The sequence below is a fragment of the Flavobacterium sp. MEB061 genome (assembly GCF_000834715.1).
GTDB classification, from domain to species: domain Bacteria; phylum Bacteroidota; class Bacteroidia; order Flavobacteriales; family Flavobacteriaceae; genus Flavobacterium; species Flavobacterium pectinovorum.
On sequence record NZ_JXQR01000018.1, the window covers coordinates 181,726 to 207,292 of the forward strand.

Annotated in this window: 26 protein-coding genes; 8 read left to right on the top strand and 18 right to left on the bottom strand. The window is 30.6% G+C overall.

All coding sequences use genetic code 11. The annotated features are described in order from the left end of the window. Positions 1 to 40 precede the first annotated feature (40 nt). The 6 genes from RT99_RS11430 to RT99_RS11455 form a co-directional block, all read right to left on the bottom strand. Positions 41 to 433 (bottom strand): hypothetical protein, encoded by a 393-nt coding sequence (locus tag RT99_RS11430; RefSeq protein ID WP_042564873.1) that lies wholly within the window; start codon positions 431 to 433, stop codon positions 41 to 43. Positions 434 to 490: 57 nt separating this feature from the next. Further along, positions 491 to 718: an AtpZ/AtpI family protein gene (locus RT99_RS11435; RefSeq protein ID WP_042564874.1), complete on the bottom strand. Its 228-nt coding sequence runs from the start codon at positions 716 to 718 to the stop codon at positions 491 to 493. Beyond that, a complete protein-coding gene (locus RT99_RS11440) occupies positions 684 to 1,091 on the bottom strand; it encodes a polymer-forming cytoskeletal protein (RefSeq protein ID WP_042564875.1) in 408 nt (135 codons plus the stop codon). Before RT99_RS11440 ends, RT99_RS11435 begins: the two co-directional genes overlap by 35 nt. 4 nt (positions 1,092 to 1,095) lie before the next feature. Then, a complete protein-coding gene (locus tag RT99_RS11445) occupies positions 1,096 to 3,717 on the bottom strand; it encodes a tetratricopeptide repeat protein (protein ID WP_042564876.1) in 2,622 nt (873 codons plus the stop codon). Positions 3,718 to 3,806: 89 nt separating this feature from the next. Then, positions 3,807 to 4,502: an ABC transporter ATP-binding protein gene (locus RT99_RS11450; protein ID WP_042564877.1), complete on the bottom strand. Its 696-nt coding sequence runs from the start codon at positions 4,500 to 4,502 to the stop codon at positions 3,807 to 3,809. Positions 4,503 to 4,571: 69 nt separating this feature from the next. Then, positions 4,572 to 6,032 carry a DUF5687 family protein gene (locus tag RT99_RS11455; RefSeq protein WP_042564878.1) on the bottom strand — a complete coding sequence of 487 codons (1,461 nt, stop codon included), beginning with the start codon at positions 6,030 to 6,032 and terminating at the stop codon, positions 4,572 to 4,574. A 124-nt stretch (positions 6,033 to 6,156) separates the two neighbouring features. Between RT99_RS11455 and RT99_RS11460 the strand changes: the two genes are divergently transcribed. From RT99_RS11460 to RT99_RS25685, 3 genes are all read left to right on the top strand, one after another. Beyond that, positions 6,157 to 7,209, top strand: coding sequence for a ferredoxin--NADP reductase (locus RT99_RS11460; protein WP_042564879.1), 1,053 nt, complete (start codon positions 6,157 to 6,159; stop codon positions 7,207 to 7,209). Positions 7,210 to 7,352: 143 nt separating this feature from the next. Beyond that, positions 7,353 to 7,661, top strand: coding sequence for a hypothetical protein (locus RT99_RS11465; protein ID WP_042564880.1), 309 nt, complete (start codon positions 7,353 to 7,355; stop codon positions 7,659 to 7,661). A 340-nt stretch (positions 7,662 to 8,001) separates the two neighbouring features. Beyond that, positions 8,002 to 8,247: a hypothetical protein gene (locus tag RT99_RS25685; RefSeq protein WP_242607193.1), complete on the top strand. Its 246-nt coding sequence runs from the start codon at positions 8,002 to 8,004 to the stop codon at positions 8,245 to 8,247. 96 nt (positions 8,248 to 8,343) lie between these two features. Here the strand turns inward: RT99_RS25685 and RT99_RS11475 are convergent, their stop codons facing one another. Continuing rightward, complete coding sequence (locus RT99_RS11475; protein ID WP_117614814.1) at positions 8,344 to 9,342, bottom strand: glycosyltransferase family 9 protein; 999 nt, start codon at positions 9,340 to 9,342, stop codon at positions 8,344 to 8,346. Between the two features lie 36 nt (positions 9,343 to 9,378). Further along, a complete protein-coding gene (locus tag RT99_RS11480; RefSeq protein WP_042564958.1) occupies positions 9,379 to 9,984 on the bottom strand; it encodes a DUF4254 domain-containing protein in 606 nt (201 codons plus the stop codon). Between the two features lie 111 nt (positions 9,985 to 10,095). On the opposite strand from RT99_RS11480, the gene upp reads away from it, so the two are divergent. Further along, positions 10,096 to 10,749 (top strand): uracil phosphoribosyltransferase, encoded by a 654-nt coding sequence (upp, locus tag RT99_RS11485; RefSeq protein ID WP_042564882.1) that lies wholly within the window; start codon positions 10,096 to 10,098, stop codon positions 10,747 to 10,749. Here upp and RT99_RS11490 read toward each other — a convergent pair. After that, positions 10,744 to 11,673, bottom strand: a complete 930-nt coding sequence (locus RT99_RS11490) for a DUF6427 family protein (RefSeq protein ID WP_042564883.1) — start codon at positions 11,671 to 11,673, stop codon at positions 10,744 to 10,746. The two genes, upp and RT99_RS11490, sit on opposite strands and share 6 nt — an antisense overlap. A 139-nt stretch (positions 11,674 to 11,812) precedes the next feature. On the opposite strand from RT99_RS11490, the gene RT99_RS11495 reads away from it, so the two are divergent. Continuing rightward, entirely contained in the window at positions 11,813 to 12,043 is a 231-nt protein-coding gene (locus tag RT99_RS11495) for a hypothetical protein (RefSeq protein WP_042564884.1), read from the top strand. Here the strand turns inward: RT99_RS11495 and purD are convergent. Then, positions 12,035 to 13,309 (bottom strand): phosphoribosylamine--glycine ligase, encoded by a 1,275-nt coding sequence (gene purD, locus RT99_RS11500; protein ID WP_042564885.1) that lies wholly within the window; start codon positions 13,307 to 13,309, stop codon positions 12,035 to 12,037. The two genes, RT99_RS11495 and purD, sit on opposite strands and share 9 nt — an antisense overlap. A gap of 136 nt (positions 13,310 to 13,445) precedes the next feature. Between purD and RT99_RS11505 the strand changes: the two genes are divergently transcribed. Both RT99_RS11505 and RT99_RS11510 read left to right on the top strand, forming a co-directional pair. Continuing rightward, entirely contained in the window at positions 13,446 to 14,756 is a 1,311-nt protein-coding gene (locus RT99_RS11505) for a phenylacetate--CoA ligase family protein (RefSeq protein ID WP_042564886.1), read from the top strand. A 39-nt stretch (positions 14,757 to 14,795) separates the two neighbouring features. After that, entirely contained in the window at positions 14,796 to 15,323 is a 528-nt protein-coding gene (locus RT99_RS11510; protein ID WP_042564887.1) for an ORF6N domain-containing protein, read from the top strand. A 140-nt stretch (positions 15,324 to 15,463) separates the two neighbouring features. Here RT99_RS11510 and RT99_RS11515 read toward each other — a convergent pair whose 3' ends face one another. From RT99_RS11515 to RT99_RS11525, 3 genes are all read right to left on the bottom strand, one after another. Beyond that, on the bottom strand, positions 15,464 to 16,231 hold the full coding sequence (locus tag RT99_RS11515) for a glycosyltransferase family 2 protein (protein ID WP_042564888.1): 768 nt from the start codon (positions 16,229 to 16,231) through the stop codon (positions 15,464 to 15,466). Then, complete coding sequence (locus RT99_RS11520) at positions 16,231 to 17,598, bottom strand: undecaprenyl-phosphate glucose phosphotransferase (RefSeq protein WP_042564889.1); 1,368 nt, start codon at positions 17,596 to 17,598, stop codon at positions 16,231 to 16,233. The genes RT99_RS11515 and RT99_RS11520 overlap by 1 nt, the downstream gene beginning before the upstream one ends. 64 nt (positions 17,599 to 17,662) lie before the next feature. Continuing rightward, the gene (locus RT99_RS11525; protein WP_042564890.1) at positions 17,663 to 18,646 is read right to left on the bottom strand and encodes a UDP-glucuronic acid decarboxylase family protein; all 984 of its coding nucleotides are present in this window, start codon (positions 18,644 to 18,646) and stop codon (positions 17,663 to 17,665) included. Between the two features lie 166 nt (positions 18,647 to 18,812). On the opposite strand from RT99_RS11525, the gene RT99_RS11530 reads away from it, so the two are divergent. Next, positions 18,813 to 19,922 carry a glycosyltransferase gene (locus tag RT99_RS11530; RefSeq protein WP_042564959.1) on the top strand — a complete coding sequence of 370 codons (1,110 nt, stop codon included), beginning with the start codon at positions 18,813 to 18,815 and terminating at the stop codon, positions 19,920 to 19,922. Here the strand turns inward: RT99_RS11530 and RT99_RS11535 are convergent. The 5 genes from RT99_RS11535 to RT99_RS11555 form a co-directional block, all read right to left on the bottom strand. Next, positions 19,858 to 20,994 (bottom strand): O-antigen ligase, encoded by a 1,137-nt coding sequence (locus RT99_RS11535; RefSeq protein ID WP_242607194.1) that lies wholly within the window; start codon positions 20,992 to 20,994, stop codon positions 19,858 to 19,860. The genes RT99_RS11530 and RT99_RS11535 overlap by 65 nt on opposite strands. 139 nt (positions 20,995 to 21,133) lie before the next feature. Next, positions 21,134 to 22,198: a hypothetical protein gene (locus tag RT99_RS11540; protein WP_042564892.1), complete on the bottom strand. Its 1,065-nt coding sequence runs from the start codon at positions 22,196 to 22,198 to the stop codon at positions 21,134 to 21,136. A 12-nt stretch (positions 22,199 to 22,210) separates the two neighbouring features. Then, positions 22,211 to 23,230 carry a glycosyltransferase family 2 protein gene (locus RT99_RS11545; protein ID WP_165587197.1) on the bottom strand — a complete coding sequence of 340 codons (1,020 nt, stop codon included), beginning with the start codon at positions 23,228 to 23,230 and terminating at the stop codon, positions 22,211 to 22,213. 10 nt (positions 23,231 to 23,240) lie between these two features. Beyond that, the gene (locus tag RT99_RS11550; protein ID WP_042564893.1) at positions 23,241 to 24,545 is read right to left on the bottom strand and encodes an MATE family efflux transporter; all 1,305 of its coding nucleotides are present in this window, start codon (positions 24,543 to 24,545) and stop codon (positions 23,241 to 23,243) included. 26 nt (positions 24,546 to 24,571) lie between these two features. Further along, entirely contained in the window at positions 24,572 to 25,564 is a 993-nt protein-coding gene (locus RT99_RS11555) for a hypothetical protein (protein WP_042564894.1), read from the bottom strand. Positions 25,565 to 25,567 lie beyond the last annotated feature (3 nt).

Below are 25,567 nucleotides of genomic sequence, written 5' to 3' on the forward strand. Positions count from 1 at the left end.
GAAAAATTATTTTTAAACCTTGTTTTACAGAATCGTTATTTTAACGCTTTTCATTTAATAATCGGACAGTTAAAAGCGTCTCAAATAACAAAAATAAAATAAATGTTACAAAAAAATTGATTTTCTCAATCATGACCTCTTCCGATTTGTTTTCTAAAACAGGTCTCAAAATTAAATATCCTAATAACATTTGCGTAAAGGTCCCGAACAGGAAAACCATTCCAACAATTTCAAAATTATTCTTTTTTACTATTAATAATATAAGGTATAACAATGCGGAAATTCCGAAAAAAATTAAATACAAAAATTCTATACTATAATAAAAGTTTTGGGGGTTAACTTTTAAAAGTAAAAAAGCTGCTTTATGCAAAATATATGCTGCTAAAGCTAAAAAGAACAATTGTAAAATAGGTTTGTAAATTTTTAAAAGCATTTGAAATAATTTTTATGCAAAGATGCAACATTTATTTAAAGCGCTTTTAAACGTAATTTACTTTGTTTTATTAATGTCGTTTACTTGCCGAATAACATTATATAAGGCAAGTCCAACACCAAGCATTACAAAAATTGTATTATAATAAACTTTAGGACTTGGATGATTTTCATCTAACCAAGTACCAAAATAGGAAAACAAAAAAATAATAATTCCCATTTGAACGGGAATATTTATTAGCGGCAACCATTTATTCCGCCTGTTTTTGTTGGGCTCCTTTTCCATCTTTATTTGTTACTTCGTTGTTTTTTAACATCGTACAAGTAGCTGTAAATTCGGCTCCTGGCTCAATAGATAATTTTCCAACAGCAACTTCTCCATGAATTCTTGCTGTTGCCTTAATATTAAGAATTTCAAGTACTTTTATTTTTCCGTGAAATTCTCCTTCAATATCGGCATTGTTACAAATAATTTCTCCTTTAATAACACCACTTGCACCAATCACTAATTTTCCTTGTGATGTAAAGTTTCCTATTAACTCTCCATCTAACCTAAAATCGGCTTTAGAAACAATATCGCCAATAATGGATGTGCCTTCTACAATTCTGTTTGTTTTACCTAATTGCTCAGTTCCGTTTTTTTTTACTTTGTCAAACATTTTATTATGGATTTTTGGGGGCTAAATACGCTTCAATGTTTTTCTTGATTTGAATAACTTTATAATTGTCACTCGAGATAATAATTCCTGGCTGTGCAATTTTATATTTTTTATCATCTCTTAAGATTCCAACAACATCATTTGCATACGCCTCTGATTTAATTCCATGGATAACTACAAAATTGTAAGTTTTATTGTACTTATCTACAGAAGTTGTTAATCTTTCATAATTTTCAACTAATAAAAATACTCTTATTGCTTCTTCAATTTTTTTACTTATTTGAGAATCAGTACTAGAAACCTGATATAAAATTTTCCAGTTTTTATTGTCAACTGTTGTAAAATCAAGCTTTTCTAAACTCGGAATTTGTTTCTCCAGGATTTCGCGTGCATTTTTTCCTTCTTCCGTATTTGGATAATTATCTGCAACTGCTTCAAGACCTTTTTTATAAGCCGCTAAACCATTTGTCTTCCCTAAAGTATTCGCTTTCAACAATTCATATTTAGAAACGATTTCATCACCTGAATATTGATTTATTAAATTATCAATATTGTCTAAAACAACATAATATTGTTCTTCTTCAAACAGCTTATACCATTTCTTGTATTCTTTGTCGGGTGTAATTAAATCATCTTCACTTGTCTTATTCAAAATTTGCGCATATCTCGAATTTGGATAAGTTCCTGTAATATTTGCTTTTATAGCTTCGGCTTTAGCAGGATTTGTAATTTGATAGATTTTATACAAATTATACATCGATGGCAAAACCAATTTCTCTTCAGGATTGTTTTTTAATAATTGTTCCAGCTTATCGCTTGCTAAATTATACTCTTTAAATTTTTCTTTATAAATAAGTCCTAACTGATAGTAAGCAAAATTTCGTTCTTTACCAATGCTGTCCATTACAATTTGAGATGTTGGAAGCTGTTTTTCATAAAATTCTGTGGTGTACTTTTCAATAACAATGGTATCTTTTAATGCATTAATTGCATCTGGATTATTATTTAAAGTATCATTTAATGCAATATTATTTGCAGATTTTACAGCTGCTAATCTCCAGTTTGTTCCTAAAGTTCGGTTGTTGCCCCACATTTTTTTAAATTGCAGCTTACCGTAGGCAACTGTTGTAGGATTATAAAAATAGAAAGTACTTACCGTCGAATTTCCATCAGGCGGCATAATAGCTCCCACATTTGGATCTGATGGTTTTCCTATTGATGCAGGATTCACAGCTGTTGGCCCGCCACCACCAGAATTTGAATTACGTTCTATGTTTGCCAGTCTTTCTTTTTCCTTTTCTTCTAAAATACGTTTGGCTTCATCTTTCTTTTTTAATTCAGCGATGTAATTTTCAAAATAAATTTTTCGATCCGGTGCCGGTAAATCATGAACTTTTATAATACTGTCATTTCTTTTGGCAATTGCTTCATATTTAATGACGTCATCTAGATTTTTTCGGTTTTTTTGAATAAAAGCGTATTCTCTCGTTTTAGGATCTAATTTTACCAATGTACTGTCATAATATTTGGCAGCCATTGTATAATCTGTATTTTTAAAATACATATCTCCTATATTTCTATAAGTCGAAGCTACTAAATATGAATCTTGCGATTTTCTGGCTAATGATTTATTATAGAATTTCAAAGCGTTGTCTTGCTGTTTCTTTTTATCATAAAAAACCCCCATTTCATAAAAAAGGACATCATAGTAAGGTCTGTTTTCACGATCCTTTACTAAATCATTATAGGTTTTTAAAAATATTGTGTCATTGCCATTTTCATAATCATACATCTGCGCTTTTTTAGCATACGCATGCATCATATATTTTCTGTCGGCTTTGCGGTTCATATCAATTACACCATCATAAAAATAATTGGCGCTGTCTTTTTTTCCAATTTCCTGATACATCTGTCCAAGAATAAAACGATAGCGTGCTTTGTCTTCGTTTATTCTCGAAAATTCTTCCGCAATTTTAAGCTTCGTCACAGCACTATCTCTTTCTTCTAAATTTAAAAAAGCTTCTGCTAATAATGCATTTGCATCCGAAAATGTTTGCTTATTTAAATCCGTATTTTTTAATAAAAGATTGATGTTTTTTACTACAATGGCATCGTTACCTAAACGCATATTGGTTTTTTCGCGCCAGATTTTTGCTGTATAAATATTACTGCTGTTTGGGTATTTATATAAAATATAGTTGAATGCTTCCAAGGCAGGAATAAAGCGCTGATCGTAGTATCTGGCTTTTCCTAACATTAAATAAGCCTCATCAATTTGGGAGTTTTTTTCTCTTCCCCCAATATTCATAGAATGTTTCTGAATGGCTTTTGTTGCTTTGGTTTCTGCTTTTTCAAAATCTGCATTTTTTGCTTTTCCTTCTTCAGAAAAATTTTCATCAACCTGCATTTTTTCAATAGGAAGCATCTTCCAAAAATTATCCTTATTATCTGCCTGAATAGATTTTAAGCCTTTGTCTAAACCAATACCGCCATTGTACAAAATATTATATTTTGTACTTAAAGCGTGAGAATTTCTTGACAAAAAAGTGTTCTTTTTGGTAGAACAAGCTATCAAGACAAACAGAAATGCCAAAGCAGAACTATATTTAAGAGTATTCTTTTTCAATAGAAAAGATTTTAAATCAATTAACTTCTAAAAAGGATTTTTAGTATAATGCCCCGTAAAATTACGCTTCTTTTTGATATAACTGTACTTTAAACAGCAAAAAACGATTCGAGTTCTTGTAAGGTTTCTTCTGATGTTTGAATATCTTTTACAATTTCACCCTTATTAAGTGCAACAATACGATCGCAAACTTCCACTGTATGCTGCAAATCATGGCTGGAAACCAGAACTGTAACGTTTGGATTTTGTGCCAGCTCTTTTATAATTTTTTTCAATCGGCTTACAGTTGTCGGATCTAAATTTGCAAACGGTTCATCCAGAATAACAACTTCAGGATTTCCTATAAGTGTGGCAATAATCCCCACCTTCTTCTGATTTCCCTTAGATAAATCACGAAGATATTTTTTGTTGTTGAGAATTTCTCCATTAAAAAACTCTTCATATTGGGCTAACAAAGCGTCTATATCTGCTTTATTTTGATGGCGCAAATCTCCAATAAAATAAAAATATTCTTCGGGAGTTAAATAGCCAATCAAAAAACTTTCATCTAAAAATGAACCTGTAAATGATTTCCAGTTTTCACTTGTATTTACCTCAATATTATTGTTTTTAATATTTCCTGTTGATGGTTGAATCAGGTCTAACAGTAAACTAAAAAAAGTAGTTTTCCCTGCTCCGTTATTTCCCACTAATCCAAAACTTTGACCTTTTGGTATTTCAAGATGTTTAATGTTTAAAACTGTTGTTCCGTTATATATTTTTGAAAGCTGATTTACTTGTATCATCTGTAATTTTTGATTTTAGATTAAAAAATCTGATAAATTATCTCATTATCAAATTGGCACACTGGCTAATTAGTTTTTCTGTTTGTAAGCTTGAATCGTACTATATTTTTCTATTTTATATCTTTTTTCGATTAATGAAAAAACAGAGTTCCTAAAAATAAAACCCAAAACCCCTGCTCCTGCCACTAAAAGTAATCCGAGATTTTTATTTCCTAAATAAAGTCCGATGCCGTATAATCCCAAAGGCAATAATAATTTTGGTAAAGTCAACAACATGGCGCTTACGTTAAATGCTTTTTTGTCTCCAAAAGCGCCTCCGGCATTACTTAAATCAATTGGAGTCTTTGTAAATGCACCTCCAAGAAGTACCAAATGCGAATTGACTCCTATATTATAGATGGCTCCAACGACAATGGTTAAATAAATTTCCCATCCGTACAAAAGATAAAATGATGCTAAAATTGTCGAAATAAAAGTGGCAATTACAACCAGCCACCATTTTGAAGTAATGTATCCGCGATATGGAATGTTTTGTGTCATCATCAACTGATAATACGAACTGTCCCAGCTTGGTACAAACTGTCCGAAGACAAATAAAAATCCGCCCGAAACAAATATTCCGGCAAAAATATGCATGATTGGTGGTTGATGTGTATTTCCAAAAAAGATCAATCCGTAAAACAAAAAGAAAAAACTCATAATAAGAGTCGTTTTTGATCTTTTGTTTCTTCGGATTAATTTAATATCATTTTTAAGAAATGTTCCTAAAGTTCCAAATTGATTTAACCAAACTAAATTTTCGGTCGTTGCAATATCTTCTTTTTTAGAAAGTCCGGCATCTAAAAATAAATTGTTTTTAAAATATTTAAACGTAAACTGATACAACGCAATTAAAATTAAAACTGGAATTAAAAATAATCCCTTTTTGTTATAAAGTCCCTGAAAAAATGGTGTTGTAAAAACTGTAATGTCAAATAATTTATAATATTGGGCTATTCCTAAAACCAAAGCAAGTGCAATAAAAACAACAAATAATTTATCGATATTGCTTAAAATAATATTGAGAAAATTGTTGATGTAGATTAAAGAAAAAATCGCCAAAAGCCAAAACGCAATTCCAATGATATCATAACCTTCTATTATTAATACAATTGCAAACGGAACAAAGAAAAGCGCATGAACCCAATTGAAAAACGACAAAGCCGTTTTGCCCAATGAAAAATGAACAATTGTTGGTTTATTAAAAGGTAAAACCAACAACGGTTTTATATTAAGAACAGGAATTGCCTGCATTAACAAACGAATGACCAAATCGAATAAAAAATAATAAATCAAAAATCTATTGACTGTTGATAATGGTTCGAAGTTCATTTCTTTGAGGAGGTAAAATGTACCAACGCCCATTGCGATAAAGATGACCGAGAAATAGACCATCAAAAAGCCTATTAAAATTTTCATGGCCAGATTTGCTCCAAAAGATGCAGATCTTGTAAAGGCTTTCCATTCAAGATAAATAAACTTTCTAATCATTGTTTTGGTTTTGAGTTTATAGTAAGAGTCCAAATGTAAGAAAACATTACAAAAAAAGTTAAAAATAATAAATTCGTATCTATCAATTAAGCGCCGTTTGCTACTTTTGCATAAAAATTAAATCATGCCTTCATTCTTAAAACTTATAATTAAAGAGGTAAAACGTGAAACTGCCGATGCGGTTTCGATACTTTTTAATGTTCCGGAAGAACTAAAATTAGATTATAAATTTATTGCCGGACAATACGTAAACTTAAAGTTAACTCTTGATAATCAAGAAATTCGCCGTGCTTATTCTATTTGCTCAGCTCCAGAAAGCGGTGAATTGAGAATTGCAGTAAAAGCAGTAAAAAACGGTTTGTTTTCGCAATTTGCCAATACTAAATTAAAAGCAGGAGACGTTCTTGAAGTAGGGCAGCCAGAAGGAAAATTTACTTTTGAACCAGATGCCGAAAGACAAAAAAATTATGCGGCTTTTGTTGCCGGAAGCGGAATTACTCCAGTACTTTCTATCATAAAATCGATATTAAAAAGTGAGCCAAAAAGCTCATTTGTATTAGTTTACGGAAATAGAACTCCAGAAGACGCCATCTTTTACCAGGAATTGCACGACTTGCAATTACAATATGTAGGACGCTTTTTTGTACATTTTGTTTTTAGTCAGGCTAAAGCTGAAAACGCATTGTTTGGCAGAATCGAAAAATCGGCAGTAAATTTTGTTTTGAACAACAAACACAAAGAACTTGAATTTGATAAATTCTACTTGTGCGGTCCTGAAGAAATGATCAATACCGTTTCGGCGATTTTGAAAGAGAAAAACGTAAAAGATTCCGCAATTAAATTTGAGCTTTTTACTTCTTCATCTCAGGAACATGAAATAAAAACTTCATTGGAAGGACATACAAAAATCACTGTTTTGGTTGATGATGATGAAGTTTCTTTTGAAATGTCTCAAAAACAAACCATTCTTGATGCAGCTTTAAAACAAGGAATAGATGCTCCGTATTCTTGTCAGGGCGGAATTTGCAGCAGCTGTTTAGCGCGTGTAACATCCGGAACTGCAGAAATGACTAAAAATTCTATTTTAACCGATAAAGAAATTGCTTCAGGTTTAATTTTAACTTGTCAGGCTCACCCAACTTCAGAATCTATTTATGTAGATTATGATGATGTTTAGAGGTTAAAATTCCAATAAAAAATTAAATTCCAAATTCCAACTTTACAATTGGGATTTGGAATTTTTTTTGTTTGTAATTATTAGCAATCTTTGTCAAATTGGAATTTGGGATTTAAAAAATTTGGAATTTAATATTAGCTATTATGAAATCAGTACGTGAAATTTTTAAAAGTAAGGAATACCTTTTAGATGAACCTGAAGTTGTAAAACTTATTGATTATTGTGAAGAACTGCAAGATGAAATTGTGGAGTTTAAATTTCAAAAAAACAATAATAAAGAACTGGCAATGCTAGACATGCTTAGGGAAGTTATAAAAGGTTGTAATGAAATTGAAAAAGCACAAATGGAACATGAACGATTTGGCTTTGAAGTTCCTGATTATCAAGCTACAATTTCAAATCTTAAAAGTTATATTTATGGAAGATGCCGTGATGAAAAAATTTGGTTGTAAAAATTAAAATTTCCAAATTCCAACTAAAATTAAAACCGCTATGTGTAATTGACAAAAAAGTATATTATATTTTAAGTATTTTTAAAAAAACGAGCTAGAATTTTAGTATATTAGTACTTCAAAAGCTGATACATTTTTATCTATGTAAAGCTATTTCTATTTGTCAACACGTTTAAAACATTAAATTATGGCAATGCATCACTACCTCCGTTTAACTTTTATATTCCTTTTTGTTGTAACATCTTTGTTTTGTGTCTACTTTATAATTAAAAAAAGAAGAAACAGAAAAGTTCCTAAACTACTTTCGAAAGAAAAGTATAATTCGACAATAACTGGGGAAATGGCAGAAATATCAGTCTCTACAGATAGTTTTTTTAATATTTGGCCTTATATAAGTGAATTAAAAGCTGCTAAAATTTTATCAAATAAAATCAAAGAATCTCAATTGATACACAAGGTTTACAGAAATTCTACCGAAGATTTTGAACACATTTTACTCGCTACCGAAAAAGAAAATCATTTTGTTAAAATCGTAGTCGATAAAAACAAAAAGAAACCAATAGGATATCTTTTTCTTGATTTATGAGAAAATTAAATATTCAATAAAAAAAATTCCAAATTCCAATTGTAAAGTTGGAATTTGGAATTTGGAATTTTTTTAGATATTTCTATTTTGGAATTTTTATAATAACCGCTGAATCTTCTCAACAACAGTCTTCGAAGAAATCGTTCTCATCGCATCTTCGTAACCTTCAACAATTTTATTTCCGTAAACAGATGTTGGCAATTTCGGATATTGATTTCTGTCTGAAGTTAAAGCATTTTCCAAGCTTTGATTAAACGGCAAAAATCCTGCATAAGGATGCGTTGCGCCCCAAAGTGTAATAACTTTTACGCCCAACATTGCTGCAATATGTGCATTGCCGGAATCCATAGAAAGCATTACATCGAGATTGCTTATTAGTTGTAATTCCTGCTGAAATTTAATTTTTCCAGCCATGTTTATTACATTTTCAAATGGTTGTGAAAGTGAATCTAATATTTCGATTTCTTTTTTTCCTCCGCCAAAAAGCAAAATTTTATAGTCTTGATTTTGTGCCAAAGTTGTAATAACTTCTGTCATTAAATCCAAAGGGTAAACTTTAGAATCATATTGTGCAAAAGGTGCAATTCCAATTAATTTTTGATTTTGACCGCCAATAATCTCTACACTCAAATTTGCCTTTTCAGGGAAAGTTGCCTTTGATAAATCCAGAGGAAAACCAAGTTCTTCAAAAACCTTTGCATGTCTTTCGAACATTGTAGGCAATTGCTTGAATATTTTATTTTCTGCCCGGGTTAATTCTTTTTTTCCTTCACGGCCTTTGTCAACAGTGGCTCTTTTTTTTCCGCTTAAAGCGAAAAGCAAACTCACAATTTTAGATCGTAATACATTATGAAGATCTGCAAAAGCATCAATTTTTAATTTCCGGACATCCTGAAACAACCGTAAAAGTCCTCCGAAACCTTTGTGACGTTCTTTTTCATCAAAAGCAAAAAAATCAAGATTGGGAATTCCTTCAAAAAAAGGTTTAAAAAACGGACGTGAAATTACTGTTAGTTTAACTTCCGGATATTGTTTTACAAAAGCGCGTAAAACAGGAACCGTCATGGCGACATCTCCCATTGCGGAAAGTCTCATGACGGCTATATGCTTAATATTGGACAATTTTGCCAATTATTTTTTATTTTGATATAAAACAGGATTTAATTCATCGTCGTTGTACATTTTCATTTGTTTGTACACTTTCATGAATTTTTCTCCACTTTCGATGTCTGCCAACAAATCATCAATAGCTGTAGACAAATCGCTTCTTTGCTCTAAAAGAATGTTTAATTTTTCCTGGCATTTATCTCTGTGTTCTTGTGAAGCCTCAGCACGAGTAGCTTCTTCGTTCATGTGATAAATTTTTAAAGCCAAAATAGATAATCTGTCAAAAGCCCAGGCCGGACTTTCAGAATTGATTTTTGCACCATCTTTTGCTTTTACATCACTGTATTTTTGCAAAAAATAACTGTCAATATATTCCACCATATCTGTACGTTCCTGATTTGAAGCATCAATTCTTCTTTTTAAAGTTAATGCAGCAACCGGATCAATTTGCGGATCACGAATAATATCTTCAAAATGCCATTGAACTGTGTCAATCCAGTTTTTTAAATATAATAAATGCTCGAATTTATCCTTAGAATATGGATTGTTTATAGGTTGATCAACGTTATCAAACTGGTGATAATCTTTGATGCTTTGTTCGAAAACAGAATATGCTAATTTTGAAAACATGTCTTTAATTATTAGAGAAGCAAAGATACTTTTTATACTTTTATGCTGTGAAAAAAACGTTGGTTTTTTCATTTTAGTATCACAAATCATTGATAATTCTAAAAACTCCACATGAAAATTCATTATATATCTGAAAATAATAGCGTTTTAAATCATTTTTTGGGTCAAATCAGAAATGTAAATGTTCAAAATGACAGTATGCGTTTTAGAAAAAATATCGAACGAATTGGCGAAATTATGGCTTATGAATTAAGCAAAAATTTGTCATATAAAAATGTAGATATTCAAACGCCGCTTGGCATTAAAAAAACTACCGAAATTAATGATGATTTGGTTTTATGTTCAATATTAAGAGCCGGATTACCATTGCATAATGGCTTTTTAAATTATTTTGATCATGCTGAAAATAGTTTTGTTTCTGCTTGCAGATATCATCCGAATAACGATCATGAGTTCGAAATTCGGGTTGAATATCAAGCCGTTTCAAATATCAATAATAAAACAGTTTTACTTCTTGATCCCATGTTGGCGACGGGACAATCAGTAGTGGCAGTTCATGAAAAATTGGTTCAGAATGCTACTCCAAACGAAATTCATATTGTTGTCGTTATTGCAGCTCCTGAAGGTGTCGCTTATCTTGAAAAAAATCTTCCGGACAATTGTCATCTTTGGGTTGCATCTTTGGATGAAAAACTGAATGAAAAAAATTATATCGTGCCGGGACTCGGCGACGCCGGTGATCTTGCTTACGGCAACAAATTATAATTGGCTGAAAAAAGTAAATAAACTACACGCAATTAAAGTATAAAATACAATTTCGCTGTTTAATTTTTGCTGTACATATTCGACATAACTTGCCGCCATCATTGTTAAAGGAGCAATGCTGAACAACAATAAATCGTTGCTTTTATCTGGTGAAATAATGAAAACAAAAGCTGCTATAAAAAAACAGGCTACGATTTTTTTGTATGAAGAGTGTACAATTTGAGGTCTGTTTGAAAAAGTCATTAACATCGAAACGACAAAAAATAATGCCACGGCAACATAAATTGATAGCGCTCCGTTTTCGTAATTGTTTTTAAAATAATCAATATTAAAATCAACCACAGCGCGTTTTTGAAAAAATTCAATTGCGTTAATATGGAAGATTAAAGAGATCAGTAAAAAGATAACCGCAACGGCCATAAGTGCTATAAATGGCAAAACCCAGTTTCTATAATCGCGCGAAACGTGAAAAATAATCGATATAAAAACCAATATCAGGAAAAGAATAGACCAAAATTGAAATAAAGAAGCTATTAAAATCCAAAAAGAAGCATCAAATATTTTTTCTTTTGAAGCTTTTAAAGATTGTAAAGAAATCAATCGTCGAAGTGCCAGCAAAACAAAAAAGTTGGCATATACTACATTTGCATTATTAAATATTGTGGGGAAAAACAATATAAACAATAAGTAAAAAAATATCGCGTAACCATTGTCTTTACTGAGTCCGTTCTTTTTTACAATAAAATTTATCAGAAAAAAAGAAGCAAATATAAAGCACAATAAACTTATTTTCTGAAACGCCAAAAATGAAGAACTCATCCATGATGGTTCCTGAAATTGAAACAGAAAAAAGAAAACCAGTATTAAAATTACGACCAGCGAATAATTTAATGGCGTAGATTTTCTAAAAACACTTGTTATCATAAGGATATTTTATACTTTTGTGATTGTAAATATAATACTTGTTTAAAAAGTAAAACCAACAAGTTGAAAAAAGATTCTATAATCTGAATTTGATTTCAATGCGTTACACAACAATAAATAACATATAATTTTAGAAATTATGACAGCTTTTTTTGAAGGAATACAATACTTATTCGTTAACATTTTATTTGCTCCACTTGACTTTTTACGTCGCTTAGAACTTGTTACATGGTTTGGTGCAAATACAATTAACTGGATTTTTATGATCATCTGCGCATGCGCAATCGTTTATTGGATTAAACAATTACGCATTTTTGATGACGCTGGAACAGAAAACCAAGATACTACAGCTCACTCTTTTTTAAAGTAAGTCGAAGCCAATATCTTTTCTAAAATACATCTTATCAAAATTTAGTTTATCTATGTTTTGGTAAGATTTTTTTATGGCTTGTTGGAAATCATCTCCATAAGATGTTACTGTTAATACACGTCCTCCATTACTAACGACATTTTTGCCATCTAATTTTGTTCCTGCATGAAAAACAATAGAATCTGTAATATTTTCTAATCCGGTAATTACTTTTCCTTTTTCAAAATCTTCAGGATATCCGCCGGAAACTACCATAATTGTAGTCGCACTTCTTGGATCTACTTTTAATTCGAAAGAATCTAATTCCTGATTAGCAACTGATAAGAATAATTCAACCAAATCAGATTCTAATCTTGGAACCACAACTTCAGTTTCAGGATCTCCCATTCTTACATTGTATTCAATAACGATTGGTTCATTTTTTACATTAATTAAACCAATAAATACAAAACCTTTGTATTCGATTCCGTCTTTTTGGAAACCTTCAATTGTTGGTTTTACGATTCTTGTTTCAATTTTTTCCATCAAAACAGCATCAACATAAGGAACCGGAGAAACTGCTCCCATTCCGCCTGTGTTTAATCCTGTGTCACCTTCACCAATACGTTTGTAATCTTTTGCAGTTGGAAGAATTTTATAGCTTTTTCCGTCTGTCAAAACGAAACAGCTTAACTCGATTCCGTCCAAAAATTCCTCAATAACTACTTTTGAACTTGCTGCTCCAAATTTTTGGTGAACCAGCATGTTTCTCAATTCAGTTTTAGCTTCTTCAAGATCCTGAATAATCAAAACACCTTTTCCGGCTGCTAATCCATCCGCTTTTAAAACGTATGGAGGTTGTAGAGTTTCAAGAAATGCACATCCATTCTCTACTGTTTCGGCAGTAAAACTATCATAAGCAGCAGTTGGAATATTGTGTTTCATCAGGAATTCTTTAGCAAATTCCTTACTTCCTTCTAATTGAGCACCCAATTTTGATGGACCAATAACCGGAATATGTTGTAAACTTTCGTCGTTTTTAAAATAATCATAAATCCCTTTTACCAACGGATCTTCTGGTCCTACAACAACCATTTTTACATTTTCTTTTAGTACAAATGCTTTTATGGCATCAAAATCGGTTGGAGACATTGCAACATTTGTAGCAATTGCAGCTGTTCCCGCATTTCCTGGTGCAACAAAAAGTTTTTCGCAAAGCGGACTCTGAATCATTTTCCACGCAAAAGCATGTTCTCTTCCGCCTGATCCCAATAGTAAAATTGTCATGGTATAGTTGTATTTAGTTGTGGTGCAAAAATAATTGCTTTTGTACGTAAAAAATAATTAAATCTTAAAAAGTTGTTGATTCTTCTATATTAGTAATTGGTAAATATTATTTTTGGTGAAAATTTATCTTCAAAAAATGCTGTCACTTTTCGATCTTTCCTTAAAAATAAATGGTTTTCCGATAAAGAAAGCAAAAGCCGAATTAGAATCAATTGTGAATTTATCTACTGAGGAACATGCAAAATTCATTCAGGATAAAAAAAGAGAAATTGTTGATTTTCATTTACAAAACAATTCTTTTTACCAGAAATTAGTTGAAAATAAAACGAATATCAACTGGGAAGATTTACCCATTTTAAACAAACAAAATCTACAAAAACCACTTTCAGAAAGACTTTCTAAAGGATATACATTAAAAAACGTTTACCTCAACAAAACATCCGGATCTAGCGGAACTCCTTTTGTTTTTGCCAAAGATAAATATGCTCACGCTTTAACATGGGCGTCGAATATTATGCGTTTTGGATGGTTTAATATTGATTTTAATCATTCTTACCAAGCGCGTTTTTATGGCATTCCGATGGATTTTATTGGATATCAAAAAGAACGTTTTAAGGATTTTTTGAGCAGACGTTTTCGCTTTCCGGTTTTTGATTTATCTGATGAAGTTTTGACAAAATTTCTAGCAAAATTTAAAACGCAAAAATTCGATTATATCAATGGTTACACAAGTTCGATCGTTTTGTTTGCTAAATTTTTAGAAAAAAGAAATATCATTTTACGTGAAATTTGTCCGACTTTAAAAGCTTGTTTTGTTACTTCGGAAATGCTTTTTGAATCGGATAAAATATTGCTGGAAAAACAATTCGGCATTCCAATTATCAATGAATACGGAGCTTCAGAACTTGATTTGATTGCTTTTGAAAATACAAAAGGCGAATGGCAAATAAATGCTGAAACATTATTTGTTGAAATTTTGGACGAAAATAATCAGATTCTCCCTTACGGAAAAGAAGGCCGAATTGTAATTACTTCTCTTTTCAATAAAGCAAATCCTTTTATAAGATATGATATTGGAGACATTGGGATTTTGGATGAAAAAAGTACGCCACAAAAACCAATCTTAAAAAAATTGGTTGGTAGAACAAACGATGTTGCCATTTTACCAAGCGGAAAAAAATCTCCTGGCTTGACATTTTATTACGTTACAAAAAGCATCATTGAAGATGATGGAAATGTAAAAGAATTTATCATTAAACAGACACAACTAGATACTTTTGAAATTGAATATGTTTCTGAAAATCAATTAAATTCAGAACAAATTCAAAAAATAAAAGAAGCAATCGCTCTATATCTTGAACCAAACTTGAGCTTCATTTTTACCCGAAAAAATGTTTTAGAAAGAACCAATCGTGGTAAATTAAAGCAATTCAAATCTTACTTATAATATAAATAAAATCTTACATTTGTTTTTTTAATTAAACTTATGGACGATCAATCTTTACTTTCTGAAGAAACTATTTCAAACAAAATATATTTTATCCGCAATCAAAAGGTTATGCTTGATAGCGATTTAGCTTCACTTTATCAGATTGAAACTAAAGTTTTAAAACAAGCTGTTAAAAGAAATTTGTCAAGATTTCCAGAAGATTTCATGTTTGAGCTTACCAAAATAGAATATGATTCTTCAAGGTCACAAATTGTGACCTTGAAGAATGGTAGAGGATCAAACTTAAAATATTTACCATTTGCTTTTACAGAACATGGTATTTTAATGCTTTCAAGTATATTGAAAAGTGACAAAGCCATTCAAACCAATATTCAAATTATGCGCATTTTCACAAAAGTGCGACAAATGCTTCAGGACACAACAGAAATTAAAGTTGATATTCTTCAGATTCAAAAGAAACTAGAGAACCATGATAAAAATATAGAGTTGGTTTTTTCTTATTTGGATGAATTGACAGAAAAAAAAGAAAATGAAAGTGAAAGAGTGAAAATTGGATATAAATAATTTTTAAGTCCTATTTTCTAAGGTCGCAATTTGCGACCTTAAAGAATTAAATCACAATCTTGAAGCCGCAAATTGCGACTTCAAGATTTAAAAACAAGATCTGATTTCTCTAAGGTCACAAATTGTGACCTTAGAGGATACTAAATCTTCTTGATATATTGAGGTTTTATAATCAATTGTGTGAATAAAAATCGTGTCATCAACAAAACAGAAAATACAAAATTGAATCCGTGAAATTCTCTATAAACACCAAAGTTGTGTTTTATCAATTTGAATTTTGAAGAGGATATGGAATCTTTCCTAATTCTGTAAAGGGCTAAAATCTCCGGTACCGGTTTTGTTGCTTCAATTTGTTTTAAAATGGTAAGCCATAATCGCCAGTCTTGTCTTTTTTGGGTCGCTTGGATAACAATTTTTCCGAAAAAATCTACATCATAAATTGCGGTTAAGTTCCCAACGTAATTGCAAAAAAACAATTGATCATAAGTCAATTCTAAAGGCGCTTCAACTCGCCTGTTTAAAGAATTTCCTTCTTCATCTATACAATCATAAAAACTGAAAGTAAAGGGTAAATTGTTGGCTTTTAAAAACTTGATTTGCTTTTCTAGTTTTTGTGGCAACCAAATATCATCTGCATCTAAATAAGCAATATATTTTCCTGTTGCTTTTTCTAAAGCTATATTTCTCGCAAAACCATTTCCTGAATTTTTAGGCAACTCGGTTAATTTTAAACGATTATCTTTTTGAGCAAATTCTTTTATGATCAAAACAGTTTCATCTGTAGAAGCATCATCAACCAAAATCATTTCCCAATTTTGATAACTCTGATTTTGCACAGATTCTATCGTTGCCCGAATAAATTTTTCGGCATTAAAAGTTGGCGTTATAATCGAAACTAATTCATTCATTAATATGCTTTTTTATCGCCTTTAAAAATATTGATTACAGTTTGAAGAATTATTTTCAAATCTAAAATAAGAGACCAGTTTTCGATATAAAAAACATCAAATTTAATTCGGTTAATCATGTCTCTTTCTATTGTGATTTCACCTCTAAAACCACTAACCTGTGCCAATCCGGTAATTCCGGGTTTAACACAATGACGAATCATATATTTTTTTACTTTGTTTCCGTATTCTTTATTCTGCGACCAAAGATGTGGCCTTGGCCCAACGACCGACATGTCTCCTTTTAAAACATTAAAAAATTGCGGTAGTTCATCTATACTTGTTTTTCTCATAAAACGACCAATTGCCGTAACGCGGGGATCATTTTTTGAAGCTTCTGTTTCGGTTGTTTTATTAATTCGCATAGAGCGAAATTTATAACATACAAATTCATTTTCTCCTAATCCAGGTCTTCCCTGTGTGAAAAAAACCGGGCCTTTAGACTCTAATTTTATTAGAATTGCTAATATTGGGCCTAACCAGGATAACACAAACACAATGATTAAAATAGAGAAAACAACATCAAAAGTACGTTTCAATATTTGAATTGCCGGTTCATTAAGCATGGTCTGCTTTAACGAAAGTACGGGAAAAAAATCGTAATAATCTATTTTTAGATTCTTGGAGAAAATCTCTTTTGTGTCTGGAATAAACTTTATTGTTTTATTATTTTCATCGGCAAAATCAATCAAATCTTTCAAATATTTGTTTGATACTTCATTCAAAGAACAATAGATCTCATCTACTTCATTTTCAATTATAAAAGGTTTTAAATCTGTCAATTTTCCTGTGATATTCTCGCCTGATTTCTTATCTGAAAAATATCCAAGAAACCGATATCCATAATCTTTTCTGGTTTCAAAAAGGTTTTTTAATCGAATTGCTTCTTCTGTAAATCCTATTATAACTGCACTTCGATAATTGCTTCCAGTAATTATTCTGTATTCTTTTAAATAAAAAAACAATGAGAATTTAAAAATTGTCACCAATAATATTGCTAACACTATAAATATTATAATGGCAATTTGGCTGAAAATCACTTGTGGCGAAAAAGGAAAAAAAGCAATTACAACGAGAAGAAACAAAATTTCCTGTCTTAATATTTTTGCGGCAATTTCTATTGGAGTTGTAAATCTGTACACATCATAAAAATGTGTTGAAAAAGCTATTAAACCCCAGCCAATATATTGATACAAAACAAAAACCAACATATTTGAAACCAGCTCTTTAAATATAAAAAAGCTTAATACTGTAATAATTGTCAGATCAATTAAAATACTAATTGGCCTGATATATTTTGAGTATCTTCCTGTTTGAAATACTGTCATAATTTGTTCCTCTATACAATCATTTTATTGCACATGTGATTTTAAATAGCCTGACTTATAATAGCTATTTTATATAATTCGAAAAATCCTTGTGCTCTTCTTTTGAAAGTTCTTCTTTTGAAAGTGATCTAAAATAATCATATGTAATTTTCATTCCTTCAGAACGGCTTACTTTTGCTTCCCAACCTAACAATTCTTTTGCTTTGGTTGTATCTGGCTGACGTTGTAACGGATCATTTATTGGCAGCGGATGATAAACCACTTTTTGATTTGTTCCGGTAAGTTTTATAATTTCTTCGGCAAAATCCTTAATTGTGATTTCATCCGGATTTCCAATATTTACCGGATAGACATAATCAGAATGCAGCAATCTAAAGATACCTTCAACCTGATCGTCAACATAGCAAAAAGAACGCGTTTGCATTCCGTCTCCAAAAATGGTTAAATCCTCACCACGAAGTGCCTGACCTATAAATGCAGGAATTACACGTCCGTCGTTGAGACGCATTCTTGGTCCGTAAGTGTTAAAAATACGAACGATTCTGGTTTCAACACCGTGAAAAGTATGGTAGGCCATTGTTATAGATTCCTGAAAACGTTTGGCTTCGTCATAAACGCCTCTTGGTCCAATTGTATTTACGTTTCCGTAGTATTCTTCGGTTTGGGGATGAACCAAAGGATCTCCATAAACCTCAGAAGTTGAAGCAATCAAAATTCTTGCTTTTTTAACTCTGGCCAAACCTAATAAATTATGTGTTCCTAATGATCCGACTTTTAATGTCTGAATCGGAATTTTTAAATAATCGATTGGGCTTGCAGGCGAAGCAAAATGTAATATATAATCTAAATCTCCCGGAATATGAACAAATTTAGTGATGTCATGATGGTAAAACTCAAAGTGCTCTAATTTGAATAAATGTTCGATGTTTTTAAGATCACCGGTTATTAAATTATCCATACCAATAACATAATATCCTTCTTTGATAAATCGATCGCACAAATGCGATCCTAAAAAACCCGCCGCTCCGGTAATAAGTATTCTTTTCATAATGGTTTTATTTAACCTATTGGTTTTGATAATCTCTGCAAATATGCACAAATGTAATAAAATATCCTGCCTTTAAATTGACTAAATTTTTATGCAAAGAGAGATTCAATTTTTAATTCATTATTAATTGCTTTATTCTACTTTTACTAAACTAAATTTAATTATTTTGAAAGTTGTACATGTCGTTGAAGCACTAGAAGGTGGTGTATATACTTATTTTAGAGATTTGTCTAATTTTTTTGGAGATGATGGAATAAGTAAAAATATAGAAACCACTATTGTCTACAGCAGTAATAGAAAAGGAATTAGTTCTGAGAAAGTAAACTCTGAATTTTCAAATGGTGTTAATCTGATTCATCTTAATATGGTTCGGGAGATTTCTCCTTTTCAGGATTTAAAATCTATTTTTAAATTAATTAAAGAACTTAAAAAAATTAACCCTGATATAATTCATCTTCATTCATCAAAAGCAGGTGTTTTAGGTCGAATTGCCTATTTTTTCCTATTCAAAAAAAAGAAAGTTTTTTATACGCCTCACGGATATGCTTTTCTAAGAACTGATATTTCAAAATCTTCCAGAAAATTATATTCGATCATTGAAAAAAGTTTTCAGAGATTATTTGGCGGAACAATTGTGGCATGTGGAGATACCGAATTTGAAATTGCTAAAAAAATTGGTCCCTCAAAATTGGTGAGAAATGGTGTAGATATTCCGCCTATTCGTGAATACTTTTTACCTCATCAAAACTCAAAATTAACTGTTGGCATTTTAGGCCGAATCACAGCCGCAAGAAACCCTAAATTATTTAATGATATTGCCCTAAAGTTTCCGGATTTCAATTTTATCTGGATAGGCGATGGCGAACTAAGCCATTTAATTACTTCTGAAAATATTAAGATTACCGGATGGATTATGGATAAAAATATTGTTTTTGAAACTTTAAATTCAATCGATATTTATCTCCAAACCTCTCTTTGGGAAGGCTTACCAATTGCATTATTAGAAGCAATGGTTTTAGAAAAACCAATTATAGCAACCAATATTATTGGTAATAAAGATATTGTCTTACATAATAAAACAGGATTTCTTTTTGATAATATTAATGAACTTGAAAATTATTTTGAAATTCTAAAAGAGAATAAAACCAGAACTGATTTTGGAAAAAATGCATTAAAAAGATGCGAAGATTTATTTGATAAAAATCAAAATTTTAAGCAGCTTTTTGCTCTTTATCAAGAATCCCTTTTTGCTGAAGCCAATAACTTGCAAAAATAGAAAACCATAATCCACTGAAAGCTATTCCATCAAAACGAAGTAAAAAATCATCGGTTAAATTTGAAGTAAAGAAGATCATAAAAAATGAAATTATGATGGCACTTTTTAAATCGTAACCTAAAAATCCAATCGTAAACATATAAAGCAACACTACTATTGGCCCAAGAATTCCGAATTTTAATAAAAAATCAAGAAACTGGTTATGTGTTGGAAATTCATATTTAGCCAAAAAATGCTGATTGGTTTGTTCGTAATATTTAACCAATTCCGGCTTTCCGTCTGAAGCTCCAACTCCGAAAGGAAGATTTTTTTCAGACAATTCCCAAGCAGATTTCCAGATAGAAAGACGGGTTACAAAAGAATTGAAAACCTTAATTTCAGGATGATCAATTTCATCTAATTTCCCTACTTTATCCATATAAGCAAAAGTTGTTTTAGAATATTTCTCTTTCATGTATGGGTTTTTTTGAACGAAGAAAAACAAAATACTTCCCAATAAAATCAAAGCAATTGCTGAAATTATTGCCGTTTTTTTTACGTTTATTTTTGATTTAAATTCAAGAAAGAAAACAATCGCAAATCCAGCCAAAACATTAACCAACGCTATTCTGGTATTCACAAAAAGGACGAAGAAAAACGATAAAATAAAAACAATTAATCGAATAATCTTAAAACTTCTTTTTTCCTGATTTTTAATACTGTAAAAAACAAAAAACAAAGCACAAACCGAAACAAAAGCCAAGTGCATATTTAAAGCCGGAGCATGAATACCAATACTGTCTGCAAATTGATATCCCATTTCCCATAAATCGATTCCGTTAAGGTATTTATTCATCAATTCGGGATAAATAACATTAAAACGGATAAACAACAACAACATTAAAATTGTTGTTGCAATGCTGTAAATTTGTGTTATTCTCAAAAAATTAATTCTTTGATAATTACCAATAATAAAAATTGGAAACAATAATAACGAAGTGCTTTTTTCTATTGCTTTTAGTCCTTTTGTAAAAGAATCATTATTCCAAAAAAACAATAACTCCAACAATATAGGTGAAGCAATACAGGCCATTAAAATAAGGCTCGTTTTGGTGAATTTTAACTTTCGAATAAAAACCAAATTAAAAACAGCAAATAAAATTATAAGCAATGAACATGGTTTTCTAAAAATCATCGCAACAGCGATGAGACATAAAAAAACATGGAATATTTTATTGAAGTTCTTTTCGGAAAGATTCATAGTATAATGCAAAATAAATTAAAGGAAAAATGCCTATTTTATGTCGAACTGCAGTACCTAAATCTGGTTCGAATACACCCTGAACAATAAAAAAGGAAAAAAGAATCAATAAAATCAGAAGTTCTTTTGAATACGTTTTTCTTTCTTTTAGGCATTTAGAAAAGCGAACCAATAAAATGTAAAACAACAAAAGCTGCCAAATTATAAAGATTATAATTTGAGGAGAAAATATATATTTTAATCCATTTAAAGGAACATTCACTGTAAAAAAGCCGTAAAAAACACTCACCATTTCTCCATACCAGGTATCTGTTTTTACAGGCGAAACAATCATAGAATTTGCATCTGCAGAACCTATTCGGTCATTGTTTACCAATTCACGACTAATTTCTGAAAGATATTTTCCCTTTATAATACCATGGCTCAATGATAAAAAAAAGGCAATTAATAAACCGTAAAAAATGGTAGTTACGGTTTTGTTCTTAAAGCTTATCAAACTAAGCAAATACATTCCCCCGCCAATAATAGGAATTAAGGCAAAATAAGGACGAAAAATTGCGCCAAAAAACAACAAGATTAAAATGGTATATACAACTGTTTTCTTTAGCGATACCTCATCATTCATACACAAAAAAACAATTGGCGTTACGTATAAAAAGGTTATAAATTCTTTTGATGGCATTGAGATAAAAATGGCAATCATTAAAATTCCCATATAAACCAAAATGTTCTTGACATTAAGTTTTTCAAATCTATCGGGAATACCAATTTTATACAAAACATACATCAAAACGGGGAATTGAATTAACGCTATTACGGGAAATGGCAAATAACGGAACCCTGAAATTTTATAGAATAAGATTGAAAGGGGATAACTTCCAAAATATCCTATCAAATTTCCTTTATCATAGGCTATAATGGCCGCATCATAAAAAAAACGGGGTGGCAAAATAAAAAAAGCAGTACATGCAATAACCAAATTGGCAATTGCAATAAGCAAAAATGCTGCGGTGCTTTTTTTTATATTTTTCTGCATACTAAAATCCTTTTATTTTAAAGCTCTGTATTTCTTGAACAAAATTGTTTTAATTCTATATCCGTTTAAAAAAAGTATCAATGCTGTGAACGGTAAATATTGATAAAAAGTTACCACTTTATCAACTCTTAAATTTCGCTTTTTTTGAAGCAAATACTTCCAGGAAACTATATCATTCCAAATATTACTTCTCGTTTTTGAAGAGAGTACGTAAAAATCTTTTAAAATTACAACATAATTAAAAGCCCAATAATTTTCTATCGCCTGATTTATATTTTCAAAATTTGCTTTTGGTGCATTTAAACCATTTTTTACCATAAAATAAACATCTTCAATATGTTTTTCGGTTACGTTTGTAGTTATAGATCCTTTTCTAACCTGACGATAAATGTAAAATGATTTAGAATAAATACTAAAAGTGTCAATGTAATGCATTAATCGGCCGCACCATTCAATATCTTCAGATTTTCGTCCTAAGGGGAAAAACAATTGATTATCTATTAAAATTGATCTTCTAATTACTTTATCCCAGGCAGATGCAACATACAAATCATAATAAACCAAGTTGATTATTTCGTCATCAAATTTTCCTGATTTGTTTTTTATAAATCGCTGGTTGTACTTGCAATGCACATCCTGCTCAGAAAAAAAACGGCTTTCCTCATGAATAATCAAATCCGGATTTGATTCTTCGATCAGATTATTCAAATCCCTTAAAACAGAATCTCCTGACCAGTAATCATCGCTGTCTGTAAAAATAATATAATTGCCTTTTGACGCTAATAAACCTTTATTTCTGGCGTCTGATAAACCTCCGTTTTCTTTGTTAATTAATTTTATGTGTGATGAAATTTGCTGGTATTTTTGACAAATTTGAAAAGAAGAATCTGTAGAACCGTCATTAACCAAAACAATTTCATAATTAGAATAGGTCTGGCATAAAATACTTTCTAAACATTGGTTTAGATAATCCTCAACATTATAAACCGGAATAATAATGCTAAAAAAAACAGCTTTTTCCTGATTACTCATTTCCTTCATTTTAATTCAAAAAAACTATTATCTTATCTTTTTTATAAATGATTATCGCAACCATAAAATTCCAGAAAAAAGAGCTGGAAACAAACGCAATTGCGGCACCGTTCATGCCATAAACAGGAATTAAAAATCGATTCATCATAAAATTAATTATAAAAGCGATTATCAAAATAACCTGAAAAGCATGCTGTCTTCCCGTCATATTTAGATAAACAGGAGCGGCTCCAAATGCAGAACAAATTCCCTGACCTATTATTAAAATTAAAAATGCCTGTTGGGCGACCACATATTGATGGCCAAAAAAGTTCAGAATATTTTCTGAAAAAATGCACATTGCAATAATTACCGGAACTGTAATTCCGAAAATTAAGCGCGAGCTATTTCTTAATGTTTTTGTTAGTTCTGCTTTGTTCTGACTTGAAAAATATTCTGAAATTTTAGCTGAAATCGTAATATTGATTGACAAAATAACTACAGAAACAATAGTCATTAATTTGACTCCAATAGAATAAAAGGCAACTGTTTCATCATTACGGTACTTTTTTAAAAACATAATATCAAAACACATTAATAAAAACATAGCCATGCTGCTAATCGCAATTGGATATGATTTAAAAAAAATTTCTTTACTAGAAATACTGTAAGCTGTTTTTACAATTTTTACTTTTCTAAAATAATGTAAAACCAATGCTGAACTCACTATTGCTAATAAAACAAATCCCCAAAAGAAAACATCAACCAAATAGTTTTCTTTATTCCAGTAAAGCAAAACGATAGAACCTATTATGAGCGGTATATATTTGAGAATGTTTCTGAATAATTCTGCAATGTAGAGTTTATCTAAAGCTCTTATGACTTCTGTATTTAATATTGAAAGGCCGTAAAAAAATAAGGTTGCAGCACCTTTTAGAAAAATAAGATATACCTCAGAATCACTAAAATAACCATTCACTATTTCGTCATCGATCATTAGAATTATAATGAATGCAAGTACAGAAGTTGCAAAAAGCATCTTTACCATTTTAGCGTAAATCTTTTTCAATTCTGAAATCGCATTGTCACTGGCTAATTTCCCTTTAAAATATAAAATGGACTGATCAAAGCCCAACATACAAATACTGCTAACCGATATCAAAAACGATCTTGCGAAATCATATTGCCCTACTAGTTTTGGGCTGTAAGATTTGGTTAGAAGGACCGTAAAACCAAATAACAAGAGAACTCCAAAAACCCTTAAAAGCAAAGTGGCAAAACTTTGTTTTAAAAATGGGTTTCGAGATAATTTCTCAAATATAATATTGATTTTCAATTGGTGTATGTTAAAGAGAATATCCTTTAAATTGATTTTGTATTATGAATTCTCTGCTGTTTGCTGTAAAATTTAGAAAATAAGCTGATAAGAACAAAAATAAATATGAAGAAAATTGGAAATAAAAATTTGAGCTTTCCATTTGTAATTTTATTATCATTTATGTTAAGCGTCGAATTAATTTCTCTAATGGTTTTGTCAAAACTTATTAATTTTAATCTGTTTTCTCCCTGATCTGTAACTAATTTTTGTTTGGTTTTTATAATATCGTTTAGCTGTAAATTCTCGTTGTAATAAATCAGTTTATCATTGTTTGAACCTCCTTTTACTTTATTCGAAAATCCGTTCAAAACATTGTCTATCTGCAGCAATATCGTATCGTTTTGAGCAATTTGCTGTTCCAGATTTTTATATCCTATTTTTTGAATTGCGGCAAAATATTCAGAATCATTCAAATATTTCATCAACGGTTCAACTACTTCTTTTTCATTTATAGCCTCACCTGAAACGAAAGAAATTGTATGAAAAGTATAGTTTTTACTCGTTACATTATCTTCTAAAACTTTTTTTACTTCGCCAACCTCAGCCATTAATTTTATAAGTTCGAAGTTTTGCTCTTTGTCTTCAATAAATTTATAAACGTCGGCAACAGGTTTAATCTCTATTTTCTTAATTAATTTTGGATCTGAAATTCCTACCACATTTTTTAAGAAAGACGTATCTCCCGAAATAACTTTAGATTGAATTAAATCGATTTTAGCATACAAATAATCAACACTTCCAAAATTTGGTGTGACAATTACCTGATTTTCAAATGATTTCTTATTAGAATCTAAGTACCATCCAAAACCAAAACCAACTATAAGCAAAATCAAAACAACAACCCAGTTTCGAACAAAAAATTGAATCGACTGAAAAATTGCAGCATTAATTCTATCAAAAAAATTACCAATACTTTTTGAAAGCTGAAAAATATCAATTTCCTGATCTGTGGTATTTTCGGGTACTTTTGTACTCATTTA